The organism is Microbacterium sp. K41 (assembly GCF_004794395.1).
GTDB classification, from domain to species: domain Bacteria; phylum Actinomycetota; class Actinomycetes; order Actinomycetales; family Microbacteriaceae; genus Microbacterium; species Microbacterium sufflavum.
On the sequence record NZ_SSDO01000301.1, the window covers coordinates 1 to 17829 of the forward strand.

A 17829-nucleotide genomic window follows, 5' to 3' on the forward strand; every position below is an offset into this window, starting at 1 on the left:
CCCGCGGCGAGCGCCGCGCCCACGTTCGACACCGACTGTCCGAGCCGTTCCACCCGCCGCAGAGGCTCGCCGTCGCCGCGGCGCAGCAGCACGTACCCGAACCCGACCGCGGTCACGCCGCGGGCCGCGAAGTCGTCGAGCCACGCGGTGAGCAGCGGCACGAACGCGGCATCGCGGGGCGTGGTCCCTCCGTCGCGGATCCACAGTTCTGCGTACGCCAGGGGCGTCAGCTCCTCGCGCTCGATCACCCACAGGTCGAGGTCGGCGGGCACCCACGCCTCGAGCCGCGCGAGCCCGGTGACGCCCTGCCGCGACTCCCAGTTGCCGAGCAGCTGCGCGATGCCCCCGCGGGTGAGGTGCGCCGGGGCCGCGCGCACGAACGTCTCCACGAGCGCGTCGCCGACGAGCCCGCCGTCGCGGTACTCGTACGCGGGCACGCCCTCGGTGCGCGGGGTGATCACGAACGGCGGGTTCGACACGATCAGGTCGAACGCCTCCCCCGCGACCGGGTCGAACATGCTGCCGTGGCGGAAGTCGATGTTCGTCACGCCGTTGAGCTGCGCGTTGAGCTCGGCGTAGGCGAGGGCGCGGCGGGAGATGTCGGTCGCGACCACCGTGCCCGCGCGCCGGGCGACCAGCAGCGCCTGGATGCCGCAGCCCGTGCCGAGGTCGAGCGCGCGCTCCACCTGCACCGGCACGACGGTCTCCGCGAGGGTGCGCGACGCCCCGCCCACGCCCAGCACGTGGTCGGCGGGCAAGGGGCCGTCCAGCGCCACCTCGTCGAGGTCGCTCGCGATCCACCACTCGCCCACCCCGTCGGCGTCGACGAACGACTGCGGGCGCAGCAGCGCGCACGGTGCGACCGTGTCGCCCTCGACGCGCGCGAGCCCCAGGGCCACGAGTCCATCCACTCCGAGCGTCGGGAGGGCCGACGCGACGGCGGCCTCCGGCTGCGGGAGCCCGAGCACGAACAGGCGGCCGAGGGTCGCGAGCACACCGTCGTCGTCGGCGATCGCGCGGAGGATCGGCTCGCGCATGCCGCGGCCGAGCGCGTCGTCGGCCTCCGTGCCCCACAGCTGCCGGAGCGGGTCCGACCGCAGGTCGGCGGCGTCGAGATCGGCGGCGAGGCGGGCGCTGCGGACGGGGTCGGGGACGGGTGCGGGGGCGTCGGACACGGCCGTCACTCTACGCGTCTTCAGGGTTCTCCTCCCTCGCGCCTCCTAGAATCGCAGGGTCAGTACTCACGATCCGCCCCTCCCCGGCGTTCGAGGAAGACCTTCATGACCGCGATCACCCCCCACACGGGCCTCCGTGTGCGCCTGCGACGGCTGGCGGCCGCGGTGATCGCCGCCTCCGTGTGCGCTGTCGCGGTTCCCGCGGTCGCGGTTCCCGCGGTCGCGGCCGCCGCGGATCAGAAGAGCGACGACGACACCCGCACGGTCGAGCTGCACGTCTCCGCAGGGCTGCGCGGCGTGGTCGCCCCCGGCACCTCCACGTCAGCGGTCGTCACGATCACCAACGGCACCGAGACCGAGCTGAGCGCCGGACGGGTCGAGATCGAGCTCGGCAGCACGCCCCTCACCACCTCCGACGCCGTGAGCGACTGGCTCGACGACGGTGAGACGGACGGCTCCTTCGTCTCGCTCGGCGACGAGGCGTCGAAGGCCGCCGACCCGGACGGCATCGCCACGACCACGGTGTTCGTGCCGCAGGAGACCATCGAGACCCTGGCCCCCGGCGTCTACCCGCTGCGGGCGGCACTGACCGGGGCGCGCACGGGCGACACCGGCGGCGAGCGCGCGGCCACGTGGGACACCACGGCCACGAGCGTGCTGGTGGTCAACGCGCCCTCGGCGAGCCCGGTCGGCGTCCTCGTGCCCGTCACCGCGACCCCGGCCGGCGGGGCCCTGCTGACGGCGGAGGAGCTCACGACGCTGACCGCACCGGAGGGCGCGCTCACGGCGCAGCTCGACGGGGTCTCCGGCACCACGGCCGTACTCGCGATCGACCCCGCGATCCTCGCGTCGATCCGCGCCCTCGGCACCGCGGCACCGGAGTCGGCGAGGGAGTGGCTGACGCGGCTCGACGAGCTCCCCAACCCCCGGTTTGCGCTGCAGTTCGGTGATGCCGACGTCACGGTGCAGGCGCAGACGGGCCTGAGCGCGCTGCTGTCCCCGCTGCCGTTCGCGGCCCTCCTCGACCCCGCCGCGTTCCCGCAGCAGCAGGCCACCGCCGAGCCCACGTCCGCGCCGGGGTCGACACCGAGCCCCTCGCCGGGGAGCACGAACGCGCCCGCCCTGCCCGACGACGCGACGCTCACCGAGGTCGACGGCGCTCTCCCCCGCATCGTGTGGCCGGAGCAGGACCTCACCCAGGCCGACGTGACGGCGTTCGCGGGGTACCTCGGCCAGGGCACGACCACGGTCGTGTCGTCCGACACGGTCGGCGGACCCACCGCCGCACACGCCACCGCGGGGGGACAGGACCTGCTGGTGACCGACGCCGCGACGTCCGCTGCGCTCTCGGGCGCCGCCGGGGCGTCGGATCCGGTCGTGCGGCAGCGTCTGCTCGCGGAGGCCGCCGCGCAGCTGTTCCTGGCGCAGGGCGCCACGGGCGGCGCACCGCTGCTGATCGGACTCGACCGCGACGAGACACGCACGGCCGACGCGCTGCGCGACGCGATCTCCGCCGCCGACTCCATCGGGTTCGAGCTGTCGACGGTCCGCACCGCCGCTCCCGTCGCGGTCACGCTGCCGGAGGCGGCCGCCGCCCCCCGCTCGGCCGACCTCGTGAACCTGCTCACCGACGAGCAGTCGCTCACCGCGTTCTCGTCGATCCTGAGCGAGCCCGACGTGCTGCTCGCGCCGGAGCGGATGCGCATCCTGCGCACGATCGCGGTGGGGTCGTCCGACGCCGCGTTCGCCGAGAAGGTCGCCGCCCACCGCGCCCGCACGACCACGACCCTGTCGAGCGTGAGCATCCCGCCGTCGAGCACCATCCAGCTCCTCACCGCGAACGCCGACCTGCCCATCGCGGTGCGCAACGACCTCCCGTGGCCCGTGACCGTGCGGCTGTCCGCCTCGCCGAGCGACCCGCGGCTCGAGGTGAAGCCCATGATCGAGACGGTCGTGCAGCCCCAGTCGAGCACGCGGGTCAAGGTGCCCGTGTCGGCGCGGGTGGGCAGCGGCGAGCTCGACCTCCGCCTCAGCCTGTCCAGCCCCACGGGCGTGCCCATCCAGTCCCAGCAGTCGGTGCGGGTCGCGGTGCGCGCCGAGTGGGAGACGATCGGGCTCGTGGTGTTCGGCGGCCTCGCCGTGCTGCTCATCGCCCTCGGCGTGGTGCGCACGGTGCGCCGCAAGCGCCGGGAGGCCATCGAGGAGCACGCGGTCGAGGTGGCCGTCGACGAGCTGATCGAGGAGAAGGAGGCCGAGGCGGCGGCGCAGGAGCGCGCACTCGACCGCGACGCCCCGCCGACGAAGGAGACCCCGTGACGAGCCTCGGACGCGCGAGCGCCATCATCGGTGCCGGCACCCTGGTGTCACGCCTCACCGGTCTGCTCCGCAGCATCGTGCTGGTGGGCGTGCTGGGCGCCGTGGGCTCGGAGGCCGCCGACGCCTTCACCTTCGCCAACACCCTGCCCAACAGCGTGTTCTCGCTGATCTCGGTCGGGGTGCTGACGGCGGTGATCGTGCCGCAGATCGTGAAGGCCACGGCCGACGCCGACGGCGGCAACGCGTTCATCTCGAAGCTGTTCACGCTCGGCACGGTCGTGCTGGTCGCGACCACCGCTGTCGCGACGATCGCCGCGCCGTGGCTGGTCGTGCTCGTCGCTGGCCGGGCGCCGCTGGAGGCGCAGGCCCTGGCGACCGCGCTCGCCTACTGGTGCCTCCCGCAGATCCTCTTCTACGGCCTGTACGCGCTGCTGGGCGAGGCCCTCAACGCGCGACGCATCTTCGGCCCGTTCACGTGGGCACCGGTCGTCAACAACATCGTCTCGATCATCGGCTTCCTGATCTTGGGGGCGCTGTTCGCCCCGGTGCCGACGAAGGCGGCGGAGTGGACGCCCGCGATGATCGCCACGCTCGGCGGCACGGCCACGCTCGGCATCGCGCTGCAGGCGCTGGTGCTGCTCGTGTTCTGGCGGCGCACCGGGCTGGCCCTCAAGCCCGACTTCCACTGGCGCGGCGTGGGCCTCGGCACAGTCGGCAAGCTCGCCGGCTGGACCTTCCTGATGGCGTTCGCGAGCCTGGCCGCCGGCGTGCTCCAGGGCAACATCGTGAGCGAGGCCTCCGGTTCGGGCGCCTCCGCGACGGTCACCGCGAACGCGTGGCTGATCTTCATGCTGCCGTACTCCGTGATCGTGCTGTCGATCGGGACGCCCTACTTCACGCAGATCAGCGAGCACGCCGCGGCCGGACGCGACCCCGAGGTGCGCGCCGACATCTCGCGCAGCATCCGCACGCTGCTGTTCTTCATCGTGGCGGCCGTCGCCGCCGTGGCCGCCGCTGCGATCCCCGCGTCGCGCGTGTTCACGAGCTCCGCGCCCGACGCCGAGGCCGCCGCGCTGGTGCTGCTCTGCTATCTCGTGAGCCTGATCCCACTGACGATCCTGTTCATCGTGCAGCGCACCTTCTACGCCTACGACGACACCCGCACGCCGTTCTGGTTCACGATCTTCCAGTGCGTCCTCATCGTCGCGACGGCGCTGCTCGCGGGCGGGCTGTACCAGGCCGGGGTGATCCCGATCACGATGCTCGCGGCCGCGGTCGCCCTCGGCCAGTCCGTCGCGAGCACCCTGCAGACGATCGTCGCGACCTGGCTTCTGCACCGTCGCCTCGGCGGTCTCGGCGTGCGCACGTGGGCGACCTCGATCGGCCGCTTCGCGGTGGCGGCGATTCCCGCGGGCTTCGCCGGGTGGGGCGTGTTCCAGCTGATGGGCGGCGCCGGCGGCTGGACCGCCTCGGACAAGATCCAGGGCGCCGTGGGCACGGCGATCATCGGCCTCGTCGTGGTCGCGGTGTACATCGCGCTGCTGGCGGCGATGCGGGCGCCCGAGCTGAAGGCGGCGGGCGGCCTGGTGCGCCGTTTCCTCCCTGGTCGCTGAGGCCCGCGCACGCCTGCCGGTGGGGAATGCCCCGCGGTTACCATGGGTTGAAGCAGTCGGACGTCTTTCGACGGCACCGCCTTTCTAACGGAGATCACATGCGTCAGGTCATCATCATCGGCTCCGGCCCCGCCGGATTCACGGCTGCCATCTACGCCGCACGCGCGAACCTGGAGCCGCTGCTCATCGCGAGCTCGGTCGAGGTCGGCGGTGAGCTGATGAACACCACCGAGGTCGAGAACTACCCGGGCTTCCCGGAGGGCATCCAGGGCCCCGAGCTGATGGCCAAGTTCCAGGAGCAGGCCGAGAAGTTCGGCACCGAGGTCCTGTACGACGACGTCACCGAGCTCGATGTCGCCGGCCCGGTCAAGAAGGTCACGCTCGGCTCCGGTGCCACGCACGAGGCGAAGACCATCATCTATGCGACGGGCTCGGCCTATCGCAAGCTCGGCATCGAGGGCGAGGAGCGCCTGTCGGGCTTCGGCGTGTCCTGGTGCGCCACGTGCGACGGCTTCTTCTTCCGCCAGAAGACCATCGCGGTCGTCGGCGGCGGCGACTCGGCGATGGAGGAGGCGACCTTCCTCACGCGCTTCGCCGACAAGGTGTACGTGATCCACCGCAAGGACACGCTGCGCGCCTCGAAGATCATGCAGGAGCGGGCGTTCGCGAACGAGAAGATCGAGTTCGTGTGGAACAGCGAGGTCGCGGAGATCCTCGGCGAGACCGCGGTCACCGGTGTGCAGCTGCGGTCCACGGTCGACGGCTCGCTGCGCGACCTGCCCCTCGACGGCCTCTTCATCGCGATCGGCAACGACCCTCGCACGCACCTCGTGCACGACAAGCTCGAGCTCACGTCCGAGGGCACGATCTGGGTCGACGGCCGCTCCTCCCGCACCTCGGTCCCCGGGGTGTTCGCGGCGGGCGACGTGATCGACCCGACCTACCGTCAGGCCATCACCGCCGCCGGCACCGGCACGGTCGCCGCGCTCGACGCGGAGCACTTCCTCGCCGATCTGGAGGACGCCTCGGTCGAGGTCCCCGCCGCGGAGGCCGCCGAGGTCATCACGGCCTGATCAGCGCCGGGAACACTTTCCCCTCGCCCGTTGTTGTAGCAGGCGAACCTCGAACAAGGAGAACTCTGATGAGTGCAAAGGCAACGAGCCAGGCGACCTGGGAGCAGGACGTGCTGCAGGCCGATGGTCCCGTGCTGGTGGACTTCTGGGCCGAGTGGTGCGGTCCGTGTCGTATGGTCGCGCCGGTGCTGGACGAGATCCAGGCCGACAACCCCGACAAGATCACCATCCTCAAGCTCAACGTCGACGAGAACCCCGAGCTCGCCATGAAGTACCAGATCACGTCGATCCCGGCGATGAAGGTCTTCCACGGCGGCGAGGTCAAGACGACCATCATCGGCGCCAAGCCGAAGTTCGCCCTCGAGAAGGATCTCGCCGACTTCATCGGCTGATCCTCCCGGACGACGAGAAGGGGCCGCACCTCCCGGGGGTGCGGCCCCTTCTGCGTCCCCGCCCCTCAGTGCCGCGGGGTCACGTCGTCGAGGAGCATCCCGAACGTCACGCCGTCGTCCGTCCGACGCAGCTCCGCGAAGCCGAGGCGACGGTAGAACGCGATGGCGCCGGTGTTGCGCGTCCCGGCGGTCAGCTGCATCCCCGGCACGCCCCGGTCGCGCAGCAGCGTCGCGAGCGTGTCGATCAACCGCCGCCCCCACCCGTGGCCCTGCGCCTCGGGCAGCAGGTCGATGTGCAGATGTGCGGGGTAGCGGTCCACGAACGGCACCCGACCTTCGCTGATCCTCCGGGCGAACGCGACGATGGTCGCATCCCTGCCCCCGTCGGCGCGGTCGCCCCGATGCCGCGCCTCGCGGGGAGGCCACCACGCGTGCCGGAACCACTGCTCGTATGCGGTCGTGTCGGGCGCGCACACCACGTACCCGAGTACGCGGTCGCCGGCGTCGAGCACGACACACGTCTCGGGGCTCCACGCCGCGTAGGGCAGCGCGAACACCTCCCCCAGCAGCCGTGGCGAGCGGTAGAGGCCGGTGGCGTCGGCGCCCGAGTCTCCCGTGCGCAGGCACACGGCGGCGAGGTCGTCCTCGTCGCCCACGCGGAAGGGCCGGAGGCGCAGACGCACCTCCGGCCCTTCGGTCGAGCGCTCGGGGCTCACGGCCCTGCCAGCTCGGCGCCCTTGTCGCCGCGCTTGAAGCCGCACGCCCGGGTGGTGCCGGCCAGGCAGCCCTTCGCGAGCATGTTCGCGCTGTAGTAGTCGATGTACCGGAACCCGTAGGTCTCTCCGCGGGCGAAGGCCTGGCCCTGGATGGCTGCCCGCCAGGTCTCGAACGCGGCGTCGGGGATGTCCACGTACAGGTCGGGCGTGAAACCCTCCGCGTCTTCCCAGTTGTCCGCGTGCAGGAACTGCGAGATGCCGTGGCGTCCGTACGGGCTGTCCACGGGGAGAGACGCGAGGAACCGGCCGCGCTCCGCGAGGATCGCCGCGCGCTCGTGGTCGCGGTGGATGCTCGTGGTCCAGTGCGTGATGAGGATCTCGGGCTTCTCCTGCCGGATGATGTCAGCGATCTGCTCCGCGGCGGAGTCGTCGTCGGGCAGGAAGCCGTCGGAGTAGTCCAGCACGCGGAACTCGGCACCGATCGCCGCCGCGAAGGCCTCGCCCTCCGCCACCTTCTGCTTCCGGTACTCGTCGGGCGCGATCGTGGGGTGGCCCCGCTCGCCGTAGGTGCACGCGAGGATGATCGCCCGGTCCCCCTCCTGCACCATCTTGGCGAGGGTCGGACCCGCCGTGAGGTCCATGTCGCCGATGTGCCCGCCGATGGCGAGTACGGTCCTACCCATTGTCATCACTCCGTTTCGTGGGGGTCACTTCATTCCGCTGAGCATGACGCCGCGGACGTAGTACTTCTGCAGGAAGAGGAAGATCAGCAGCACCGGGAGGGTGCTGATGACGATGCCGGCCATCACGATCGGCATGGTGCGGTTCGGGTCGATGAAGCTCTGCAGCATCTGGATGCCGACGGGCAGCGTCATCAGGTCGGGGTTCGCGGAGGCGATCAGCGACGACCAGATGTACTCGTTCCACTGGCCGACGAACGTGATCACGCCGAGGGTGATGGCCACCGGCGTCGCCTGCGGCAGCACGATGTTGAAGAACAGCCGCCACTCCCCCGCACCGTCGATGCGCGCGGCCTCGAGCATCTCGTCGGGCACGCCCACCATGAACTGGCGCATCAGGAAGATGCCGAACCCGCTGACGAGGAACGGCAGCATGAGCGAGACGATGTTGTTCGTCATACCGCCGAACCCGCCCTGGCCGAGGATGTTGTTGCCGCCCACCAGCGGCCAGTTCAGCATGATCAGGAAGTCGGGGATCAGCAGCAGGAACGGCGGCAGCATCATGGTCGCGAGCACGAACCGGAAGATCACGTCGCGACCGCGGAACCGCAGCTTCGCGAGCGCGTAGCCCGCCATCGCGGAGGTGATGAGCACCGACGCGGTGACCACGAGCGTCACGACCGTGCTGTTGAAGAACAGCTTGTCCAGCTGCAGCTGCTCGAACGCGGCGGTGTAGTTGTCCCAGGTCCAGTTCTCCGGGAAGAACCGGTACGGGAAGATGCCGTACTCACCGGGGCCCTTCAGCGAGCTGAAGACCGTGTCGAAGAACGGGACCACCATCATCACGCCACCGATGGCGACCACGAGGTAGGAGATCCACGGGAACGGGTGGCGCTTGCGCTGACGGACGCCCATCAGTCGTCTCCTCCGGTGCGACGGCTGATCCAGAGCTGGAGCAGCGTGATGATGAAGATGATCAGGAAGAGCACCATGGCCATGGCGCTCGCGGTGCCCCAGGCGCCGAACTTGAACGCCTGCTGGTACATCTCGAACGCGGCGACGTTCGTGGCGTTCGCGGGTCCGCCGTCCTTGGTCATCACGATGATGAGCGCGAACGACTGCAGCCCGGCGATGCACTGGGTGATGAAGACGAACACCAGGGAGGGCCGCAGCAGCGGCAGCGTGATGCTCCAGAACGTGCGCCAGGAGTTCGCGCCGTCGATCTCCGCGGCCTCGTACATGGTCTTGTCGATGCCCTTGATGCCCGCCGTGAGGATGAGCACGGCCGCGCCGATCGAGGCCCACGCCTGCACCACGGCGACCGCGGGGAGGGCGAGGTTCGGGTCGGACAGGAAGCCGATGGAGTTCACGCCGAGGGCGTTGAGCACGGCGTTGATGAGCCCGGCCGGCTGGTAGAGCATCTTCCACACGTTGCCGATCGCGACCACGGTGGCCACGACGGGGAGGAAGTACAGGAACCGCCAGAATCCCTGGAACTTGAGGCGTTCGATGAGCTGGGCGACGACGACCGAGCCGCCGACCGCGAGGATCACGGCGATGATCGCGAACAGGAACGTGTTGATGAGGATCGGCTGCACGAACGTGCTGTCGATCTGCAGGATCTCCAGGTAGTTCTGGAACCCGGTGAACTCGATCTTCGTGAGGTCGTATCCGCCCCAGGTCGACAGCGACAGGAAGATCGCGAAGAACGTGGGCAGGATCAGGAAGACGGTGAAGAACAGCAGGGAGGGCGCGAGGAACAGGTAGCCGGCGCGGGCTTCGCGGCGGAAGCGACGCGAACGCGGCTTGGCCTTCTTCCCGACCGTCGTCACCGCGATCGTGTCCTCCGCGGCTTCCTGCGCCGCCGTCATGAGAGTGGGGTTGGCCATCGGCCCTCCGTGGGTGGTCTCGGGGTGGAGGGCGGGGACGCGCGTGGTCCCCGCCCTCCGGTGGTGCTACTGGGCGTCGATCTCCTTGACCAGCTTCGAGAAGGTGGTCTTCACGTCGGCGCCGTTGACGATGATGTCGTTGAGCGCCGTGTTGGTGGCGGTCTTCGCCTCGTAGGCGTTCGACGCGTTCGACTCGGCCATCGCGTAGTCGGCGGCGGCGTAGATCGCCTCGAGGTTCGGCTCCTCGGCGAGGTACTTCGGGCCGAGGATCTCCGCGTCCGTGGTGCGCGGCGGGATCAGGCCCTGCGTGGCGAGGAAGTCGCCGAGGGCGGTGACGCCGTCCTCGTTCTCGTGCGAGTTGAGCCAGTTGAGGAACTTCCAGGCCTCTTCCTGGTGCTGGCTGCCGGAGTTCACGCCGGTGAAGAAGCTGTAGGCGAGGGAGCCCACGTCACCGGTCTCCGGGCCGGGCACGGGGGCGACGCCGACGTTGGCGTAGTCGTCGCCCATCGAGGCCTTCAGGCTGCCGATCCACCAGCCGGCCTGCACGGCCATGGCCACGCCGCCCGTGGGGAACGCCTTCGTCGGCATGATCGAGGTCGAGGTGGCGCCGGTCTCGGCCAGGTCGGACTCGAGCTGCATCACGTCCTCGGCCTTGTCGTCCATGGCGGACTTCCCGTCGGCCGCGAGGAACTCGCCACCGGCGGAGTCGAGCAGCGACAGGAACGGGTGCACCGTGTGGTTGTCGCCGTCCTGGATGAGGGAGAGGCCCTGCACGATCGTGTTGCCCGAGCCGTCCTTCTTCGTGGTGGCGTTGGCGGCCTCGACCAGCTCGTCCCAGTTCGCCGGCGGGGCGTCGTAGCCCGCGTCGGCGAGGAGCTGCTTGTTGTAGAACAGCGCGTACGTGTTGAACTCGGTCGGGTAGCCGAGGATCTCGCCGTCACCGGTCGTGACCGAGGCGAGCGCTGCGGGGCTGTAGTTGTCGGTGATGTCGGCCGCGACGTCCTTGGGCGGAGCGGAGAGCACGCCGTTGGCCTGCAGCTGCCCGCCCCACAGGGAGTACGAGCTGACGATGTCGGCGCCGCGTCCGCCGGTCTGGCGCACGTTGAGGGTGGTGAGCAGCTCGTCGAAGTTGACGGCCTGCGAGGTCACCTGGATGTCGGGGTTCTCCTCGTTCCACTGGTCGATGAGGTCGCCGATCCCGGTCTTGAACGGGTCGCTGCCGTAGTGGCTGAGGAAGGTGAGCTTCACGACGCCGTCGTCTCCGCCCCCTTCCGCCCCGGTGGTGCATCCGGCGAGGGCGAGCGCGGCCGCGCCCGTGAGCGCGACGGTGGTCACCAGGCGTCGGCGGTGACGCTGTGCTGCAGACTTCATGTGATTCCTCTCGGGTGGGCCGCGTCAGGCGGCGGTGGGGGCGTGCAGGATCGTGAAGGTGCGAGTGATCTCGAACCCGGTGTTCAGGTACAGGTGTCCGGCGGCGGAGGTCTCCTCGGTCCACAGGAACCAGGCGCTGTGGGCGCCCAGGGCACGCATGCGCTCGAGCGTGAGGTGCAGCAGGATCTTCCCGAGTCCCGTGCCGCGGCTCTCCGGCAGCACCCCGAACGGGCCGAAGCGCTCCAGCACGTTCTCGTACGTGCCGTGCATGGCCCAGCCGAGCATGGCGCCCTCGGGGTTGCGGCAGACCATGATGCGCTCGAGCGACTGTCCGCCGAGCACGCCCTCGCGGATACCGCGCGACCAGTCGGCGTTGAAGGTGCCGGCGATCTCGATCAGGTCGACCAGGTCGTCGCCCGTCGGCGAGAAGAACGTCCAGCCCTGGTCCCGGAGCTCGGCGATGCGGGCGCGCACGTCGTCGGGCATGGCGTAGTCGTTGAGCGTGCGGTCCATGGCGACCGAGGTGTACTGCGTCTGGAAGCCGGCGGAGCGCAGGAACGCGTCGGCTTCGGGGTAGCGGTCGGCGTCGAGCCCGGGGAGGAAGTAGTTGGGCGTGTACGACGAGAAGTAGACGGTCTCGACGCCGTGCCCGCGCAGCCACTCCTTCGCGGCGGCCATCAGGGTGGTGGCGATGCCGTGGCGTCGGGCGGACGGGACGACGAAGAAGAACGGGATCCAGCCGGAGGTGGGCTCCAGGTCGTCGCCGTCGGCCGCGATCTGGCGGCGGACGGCGTAGACCGCGCCGACGATGTCGCCGTCGGACTCGGCGAGGAAGAGTCCGTCGGCGTCGAAGTTGCGGTCGAGCAGGATCAGGTCGCGGAACCGCTCGTAGCTGATGCCGTCGGCGGGCGCCGCTTCGGTCCAGGCTCGCGCGATCTCGGGGCCGTCTCCCGCGCGGAAGGTCCGGACGATGCTCTCCATTGATATCTCCTCGGGTGAAGGGGGGTGCGGCAGCGCGATGGGAATGAAAGTACATTCACCGTCGCGTCGATGTCAATAAGTTTTGGTCACGATTAACATGACGGAAATAGTTTTCAGCGCGGGTAGAGCAGCACGTCGTCGCCGTACGCATCCGCGACTCGCTGAGGCCCCGCGGACAGCGCCGCCAGGTCCCGCCCGGCGTTCAGCGCCTCACGGAGGCTGGTGGACCCCCACAGGCGGTCGAGCGCGTAGCCGGAGTCGCCTGGATCGAGCCGCTGTCCCGCATCCAGGCTGTGCACGTCATCCGGCGCCGACGTACGGGCGGCCTCCAGTACCGCCAGGGCGGTCCCCACCGGGTCATACGCCCGGTGGTCGGTGATGTGCAGTTGCACGCCCCGAGCGGTCTTCCCCACGTGCTTGTGGAACGTCGGCTGGAAGGCGATGTCGCGGAACAGCACACCCGGCAGGTCGCGCCCGCGCAGGTCCTCCGCGAACGCGGCCGTCAGGAACGGAGCGCCGATGCTCTCGAACGGCCGCGTGGTGCCGCGCCCCTCACTCAGGGTCGTGCCCTCGACGAGCCCGGTGCCGGCGAACGCGTACACCGAGTCGAGCGTGGGGATGTTGGGCGACGGCGGCACCCACGGCAGTCCGGTGGCGGTCCAGTCCCGCGTGGGGTCCCAGTCCGTCAGCGTCACCACGTGCAGGTCGAGCTCGAGGCCCTCCGCGGCGAGGTCGCGGCGCGCGAAGAGGCGTGCCAGTTCCCCGGCGGTGAGGCCGTGGCGCTGGTGGATGTCGCTGCGCCCCACGAAGCTCGTGAAGCGCTCGCCCTCGATCCCGGGGCCCGCGAGCACGGCGCCGCCCAGCGGATTCGGTCGGTCGAGCACGGTGAACGGCAGCCCGAGGCGCGCGGCGCTGCGCATCGCGTCGTACATGGTCCAGATGTAGGTGTAGAAGCGCACCCCGATGTCCTGCATGTCGAAGGCGAGGGCATCCACGCCGGACGCGGCGATCATGTCGTCCAGCGCCGCACCCTCGGTGAGGTAGGTGTCGCTGAACGGGAGCCCGGAGCGTTCGTCGCGCTCGATCGCGGTGCTCTCCCCCGCCTGCACCGAGCCGTCGAGACCGTGCTCGGGGCCGAACAGGTGATGCAGTCGCACACCCGCGGCCGTGAACGCATCGATGTTCCGGGACAGGTCGGGCATGGTCCCGGTGAAGTTGGTGAGCAGGCCGATCCTGCTCCCGGGGATCAGGTCGGCCCGGTCTGCTGCACGCTCCGCTCCGATGCGTAGGCGTGACGTCATGGCGAACTCCCTTGTCTTTCATGAACACACGGAAGTGCCGGTCAGTGCCCGCCCCGCCGCGTTGCTGTCACCTTTTTACCAGCATGAAGCGATTTATGAAAATCATGTTCAGAAGTCTTGTGCGTCGCACCCGTCCCTGATCATCCGCCTCCGTCGCGTCGGCGCCGGTCGAGCCCCCACCTCCACATCTCCCTCGCCCCCACACCGCCACCCGCGCCGCAGCATGCCCCCGCCCCACGCATTCCCCGCGCCGCCGCGTCGCGCCCCCACGCCCTTGCATCGCCCGATGCCGTCCCCTCGCCTGCCCAGCCCACGCATTTCCCGTTCCGCCGCGTCGCGCGCCCGGGCCCATCCCTTCCCTACGCTGCCGCATCGCGCGCCTACGCCGTTGCATCGCCCCACGCATCCACGCGTGTCGAGCCTCACCCGCCGGTGCGTGCGGACGCCCCGCGGAGGGACAGACAAAGACGTCAGGAGGCGTCAGCGATGCGCGGATCCCACCGGCGATGGCGCTGCTGCTCGTCGAGCAGTCCCCACACCGCCGGCGTGAGCTCCGGGTACTCCAGGGCGATCTGGCGCAGCACGCGGTAGTGCCGCGCGGCGTTGGGTCGCACGCCGTCGTTCGCGGCGATGTTGTCAGCGCGGAGCAGGTACACCACGAGCTCGTCGACGCTCGGCAGCTCCTCCATGAACTCCCACGGGTCTTCCCCGCCCAGCAGCCGCTCCTGGATCAGCACCGCGAGTTCGTCGGCCGCTTCGGCGCGCAGCACTTCCAGGCTGGCGCGGCGCGGGACGGACTCGGTCATCCGTCCAGCCTACGCGCGTGCGCGACCCCGTCGGCGCTCGACCTTCGCGTCCTCGGTCATGTCCTCGAGCTCCCGGCCCTTGGTCTCGGGCACCTTGAAGAACACGAAGAAGAACGACAGCAGGGCGAAGAACGCGTAGAACCCGTACGCGAAGGTGAGTCCGATCTCTGCGAAGGCCGGGAACGTCGTGGAGATGAAGAAGTTCGCGACCCACTGCGCGGCGGCCGCGACGGCGAGTGCGCCAGCACGGATCGAGTTCGGGAAGATCTCGCCGAGGAGCACCCAGACGAGGGGTCCCCAGCTGGCGCCGAAGAACACCACGAATCCGTTGGCGCAGACGAGGGCGACGGTGGCCCAGGGGTCGGGCAGCGTCGCGGTGCCCTGTGCGTCCAGCGTGCCGAAGGAGAACGCGACCGCCATCAGTCCGAGGGTGACGGTCATGCCGACCGAACCGACGAGCAGCATGATCCGCCGGCCCACCTTGTCGACCAGGAGGATCGCCACGATCGTCACCACGATATTCGTCACGGAGGTGATCACCGAGGTCAGCAGGGCGCTGGACTCGTCGAACCCGACCGACTGCCAGAGCGTGGTGGAGTAGTAGAAGATGACATTGATGCCGACGAACTGTTGGAACACCGACAGCAGGATGCCGATCCAGACGATCGGCTTGAGCCCGAGGCGATTCCCTCGCAGGTCACGCAGCGACTCGGCGCGCTCGGTGTCGATCGTCCCGGTGATCTCCTTGATCTTCGCCTCGGTGTCGATCGTGCCCGTGACGGTCTGGAGCACTTCTGCGGCGCGTTTCGTCTCGCCCTTGCGCACCAGGTAACGCGGCGACTCCGGCAGCCGGAGCGAGACGAGCCCGTAGACGAGCGCGGGGATGGCCGCGACCATGAACATCCAGCGCCAGGCGGTGAGCCCCCACAGCGGCTGATCCGCCTCGCCTGCGATTCCCGCGAGCAGCGCGTCGGAGAGGAGGGCGGCGAAGATACCCGTGACGATCGCGAGCTGCTGCAGCGAGCCGAGTCTTCCGCGGATGGCGGCCGGCGACACCTCGGCGATGTACGCCGGAGCGATGACCGAGGCTGCCCCCACGCCCAGTCCGCCGATCACGCGCCAGATGATGAGGTCGACCACGCTGAAGGCCAGACCGGAGCCGATCGCGGAGACGAAGAACATGGCGGCTGCGACGACCATGACCGGGATGCGCCCGAACTTGTTCGAGATCGGTCCGGCGAACCAGGCGCCGACCGCGCAACCGATCAGCGCGGACGACACGGCGAAGCCCTTGAGGCCGGTACCGAGGTCGAACCCGGACACATCGCCCGCGAGAGCGTCGACGGCACCGTTGATCACCGCGGTGTCGAAGCCGAAGAGGAAGCCACCCAATGCCGCGGCGATACTGACCGCGATCACACGGCGCTTGATGCTCGCCGCGTCAGCTGCTCTGCTCATGACCTACCCCCGCATCGTCAAGATGACGCGAGTCTAGGCCCTCCCTGACACCGTGCGGGGTCAGCGCGCGGAGCCGTACCCTTCTTCGCCCAGCTCCTCGAGGATGCGGTTGAGGTCCTGGATCGACGCGAAATCGATCGTGACCTGGCCCTTTCGCGTCCCGAGCGAGATCTTCACCCGCGTGTTCAGGCGATCGCCGAGCTTGCCCGCCACCTCGTCCAGATAGGCCCGTCGCGCTCCCGGCGTGGCCTTCGGGGTCTTCCCCGCGCTCGGCTGCGCCTTGGCGGCGACCTCCGTCGCGCGCACCGACAGGTCTTCGTTCACGACCTTATCGGCAAGGCGCTGCATCGCCTCCGGGGTGTCGAGGCTCAGGATCGCGCGGGCGTGACCGGCCGACAGCACTCCGGCTGCGACGCGCTGCTGCACGGGGACGGGCAGTTTGAGCAGGCGGATGGTGTTGCTGATCTGCGGACGAGACCGGCCGATGCGGGTTGCGAGCTCTTCCTGGGTGATGCCGAAATCCTCGAGCAGCTGCTGGTACGCCGATGCCTCTTCCAGCGGGTTCAGCTCGGAGCGGTGCAGGTTCTCGAGGAGCGCATCGCGCAGGAGGTCCTCGTCGGCGGTGTCGCGCACAATGGCCGGGATCGCGTCGAGCCCGGCTTCGCGTGCAGCCCGCGTCCGACGCTCCCCCATGATGAGTTCGTAGTCGCCGTCGCCGTTCTTGCGCACGACCACCGGCTGGAGCACCCCGAACTCCCGCACGCTGTGCACGAGTTCGGCCAGGTCCTCCGGGTCGAAGTGCGTCCGCGGCTGACGCGGGTTCGGCACGATCGCGTGCGGGTCGACCTGCACCAGGTGGATGCCGGGGACCGCCTCGAGGGTAGCTTCCGCAACCGCGGCTGCGCCGGAGTCGGTCGTGTCCGGGCGCAGGCTCGCGCCGGGGAAGAACACGTCGACGGGTCGCTCCGCCTGATCCGCGGTCGGAATGAGGGCACCGATGCCCCGGCCGAGTCCAGTGCGCTTCGCCATTACTTCTCCTTGCTCTGCGTCACACGGGACGCGATCTCGACAGCGGCCTCGCGGTAGGCGATCGCGCCGGCGGACTGCCCGTCGTACGCGATGACCGTCTGGCCGAAACTGGGGGCCTCGGACACGCGGACCGACCGAGGGATGACGGTGTTCAGCACCTGGGTGGGGAAATGCGTCCGAACCTCTTCCGCAACCTGCTGCGCCAGCCGGGTACGGCCATCGAACATCGTCAGCAGGATGGTGGAGAGGTGCAGGGACGGGTTGAGGTGCTTCTGGATCATCTGGATGCTTCCCAGAAGCTGGCTCAGACCCTCCAGCGCGTAGTACTCGCACTGGATGGGGATGAAGACCTCGGAGGCTGCGGTGAAGGCGTTGATCGTCAGAAGCCCGAGCGAGGGCGGGCAATCGATGATCACGAAGTCCACCGGGTGGTCGACGAGGTAGTCCTGCAGAGCGCGTCGGAGCCGATGTTCCCGCGCGACCTGTGCCACCAGTTCGATCTCGGCGCCCGCCAGGTGGATGGTGCTCGGAGCACAGAACAGTCGTGGGTTCTCCGGGCTGGGCTGCACGATCTCCGCGAGCGGGAACTCATCGATCAGCACGTCATACACGCTCGGCGTGTCCGCGTTGTGCGGAACCCCGAGTGCCGTGGACGCATTCCCCTGGGGGTCGAGGTCGATCACGAGAACCGAGGCACCGAGTCCGGCCAGCGCGGAGGCGATGTTCACCGCACTCGTGGTCTTGCCGACGCCGCCTTTCTGGTTCGACACGGTAAGCACCCGGGTCTCCCCGGTGAACTCCACGTGAACGGCTTCGAGGGCCCTGCGGCGCGCGGAGAGGTCGGCGAGCTCGCGAGCAAGTGGGGTATCCATCCCGAACGAGACGTTTGCCGGTGTCTTTTCGGACTGTTTCACGTGAAACATCCACTCCTTTCGGGGCCGCATCCCACTCTAACCGCAGGGACGGACCTCGAACCGCGCAGGCCCGTCAGCATCGACGCTGAGCGCACTTCCGTCCGCGGCTCGTACC

Annotated in this window: 16 protein-coding genes; 4 read left to right on the plus strand and 12 right to left on the minus strand. The window is 69.7% G+C overall.

The window, feature by feature from the left end; translation table 11 throughout:
- On the minus strand, positions 1-1175 hold a 1175-nt coding region (locus DW309_RS08720), incomplete at its 3' end, for a class I SAM-dependent methyltransferase (RefSeq protein ID WP_446724695.1).
- Positions 1176-1280: 105 nt separating this feature from the next.
- Here DW309_RS08720 and DW309_RS08725 point away from each other — a divergent pair.
- From DW309_RS08725 to trxA, 4 genes are all read left to right on the plus strand, one after another.
- Entirely contained in the window at positions 1281-3491 is a 2211-nt protein-coding gene (locus DW309_RS08725; RefSeq protein WP_205812705.1) for a DUF6049 family protein, read from the plus strand.
- On the plus strand, positions 3488-5104 hold the full coding sequence (murJ, locus tag DW309_RS08730) for a murein biosynthesis integral membrane protein MurJ (RefSeq protein WP_136037079.1): 1617 nt from the start codon (positions 3488-3490) through the stop codon (positions 5102-5104). Before DW309_RS08725 ends, murJ begins: the two co-directional genes overlap by 4 nt.
- A 98-nt stretch (positions 5105-5202) precedes the next feature.
- Positions 5203-6177 (plus strand): thioredoxin-disulfide reductase, encoded by a 975-nt coding sequence (gene trxB / locus DW309_RS08735; RefSeq protein ID WP_136033775.1) that lies wholly within the window; start codon positions 5203-5205, stop codon positions 6175-6177.
- 68 nt (positions 6178-6245) lie between these two features.
- On the plus strand, positions 6246-6569 hold the full coding sequence (trxA, locus tag DW309_RS08740) for a thioredoxin (RefSeq protein WP_136033773.1): 324 nt from the start codon (positions 6246-6248) through the stop codon (positions 6567-6569).
- Between the two features lie 65 nt (positions 6570-6634).
- Here trxA and DW309_RS08745 read toward each other — a convergent pair whose 3' ends face one another.
- From DW309_RS08745 to DW309_RS08795, 11 genes are all read right to left on the minus strand, one after another.
- Positions 6635-7285, minus strand: a complete 651-nt coding sequence (locus tag DW309_RS08745; protein WP_240753169.1) for a GNAT family N-acetyltransferase — start codon at positions 7283-7285, stop codon at positions 6635-6637.
- On the minus strand, positions 7282-7968 hold the full coding sequence (locus tag DW309_RS08750) for a PIG-L deacetylase family protein (RefSeq protein WP_136033771.1): 687 nt from the start codon (positions 7966-7968) through the stop codon (positions 7282-7284). The genes DW309_RS08745 and DW309_RS08750 overlap by 4 nt, the downstream gene beginning before the upstream one ends.
- A gap of 24 nt (positions 7969-7992) precedes the next feature.
- Positions 7993-8880, minus strand: coding sequence for a carbohydrate ABC transporter permease (locus DW309_RS08755; protein WP_136033769.1), 888 nt, complete (start codon positions 8878-8880; stop codon positions 7993-7995).
- Positions 8880-9854, minus strand: coding sequence for a carbohydrate ABC transporter permease (locus tag DW309_RS08760; protein WP_205812707.1), 975 nt, complete (start codon positions 9852-9854; stop codon positions 8880-8882). Before DW309_RS08760 ends, DW309_RS08755 begins: the two co-directional genes overlap by 1 nt.
- Positions 9855-9920: 66 nt before the next feature.
- Positions 9921-11225, minus strand: a complete 1305-nt coding sequence (locus DW309_RS08765) for an extracellular solute-binding protein (RefSeq protein WP_136045150.1) — start codon at positions 11223-11225, stop codon at positions 9921-9923.
- A 24-nt stretch (positions 11226-11249) separates the two neighbouring features.
- Positions 11250-12206, minus strand: coding sequence for a GNAT family N-acetyltransferase (locus tag DW309_RS08770; RefSeq protein WP_136045151.1), 957 nt, complete (start codon positions 12204-12206; stop codon positions 11250-11252).
- Between the two features lie 113 nt (positions 12207-12319).
- Entirely contained in the window at positions 12320-13507 is a 1188-nt protein-coding gene (locus DW309_RS08775; protein WP_136045152.1) for an exo-beta-N-acetylmuramidase NamZ family protein, read from the minus strand.
- Positions 13508-13977: 470 nt separating this feature from the next.
- On the minus strand, positions 13978-14313 hold the full coding sequence (locus DW309_RS08780; RefSeq protein ID WP_136033761.1) for a tryptophan synthase subunit alpha: 336 nt from the start codon (positions 14311-14313) through the stop codon (positions 13978-13980).
- A 9-nt stretch (positions 14314-14322) separates the two neighbouring features.
- Positions 14323-15771, minus strand: a complete 1449-nt coding sequence (locus DW309_RS08785; protein WP_205812708.1) for a sugar porter family MFS transporter — start codon at positions 15769-15771, stop codon at positions 14323-14325.
- 60 nt (positions 15772-15831) lie between these two features.
- Positions 15832-16800 (minus strand): ParB/RepB/Spo0J family partition protein, encoded by a 969-nt coding sequence (locus tag DW309_RS08790; protein WP_136045153.1) that lies wholly within the window; start codon positions 16798-16800, stop codon positions 15832-15834.
- Complete coding sequence (locus tag DW309_RS08795) at positions 16800-17723, minus strand: ParA family protein (protein ID WP_136045166.1); 924 nt, start codon at positions 17721-17723, stop codon at positions 16800-16802. Before DW309_RS08795 ends, DW309_RS08790 begins: the two co-directional genes overlap by 1 nt.
- Positions 17724-17829 lie beyond the last annotated feature (106 nt).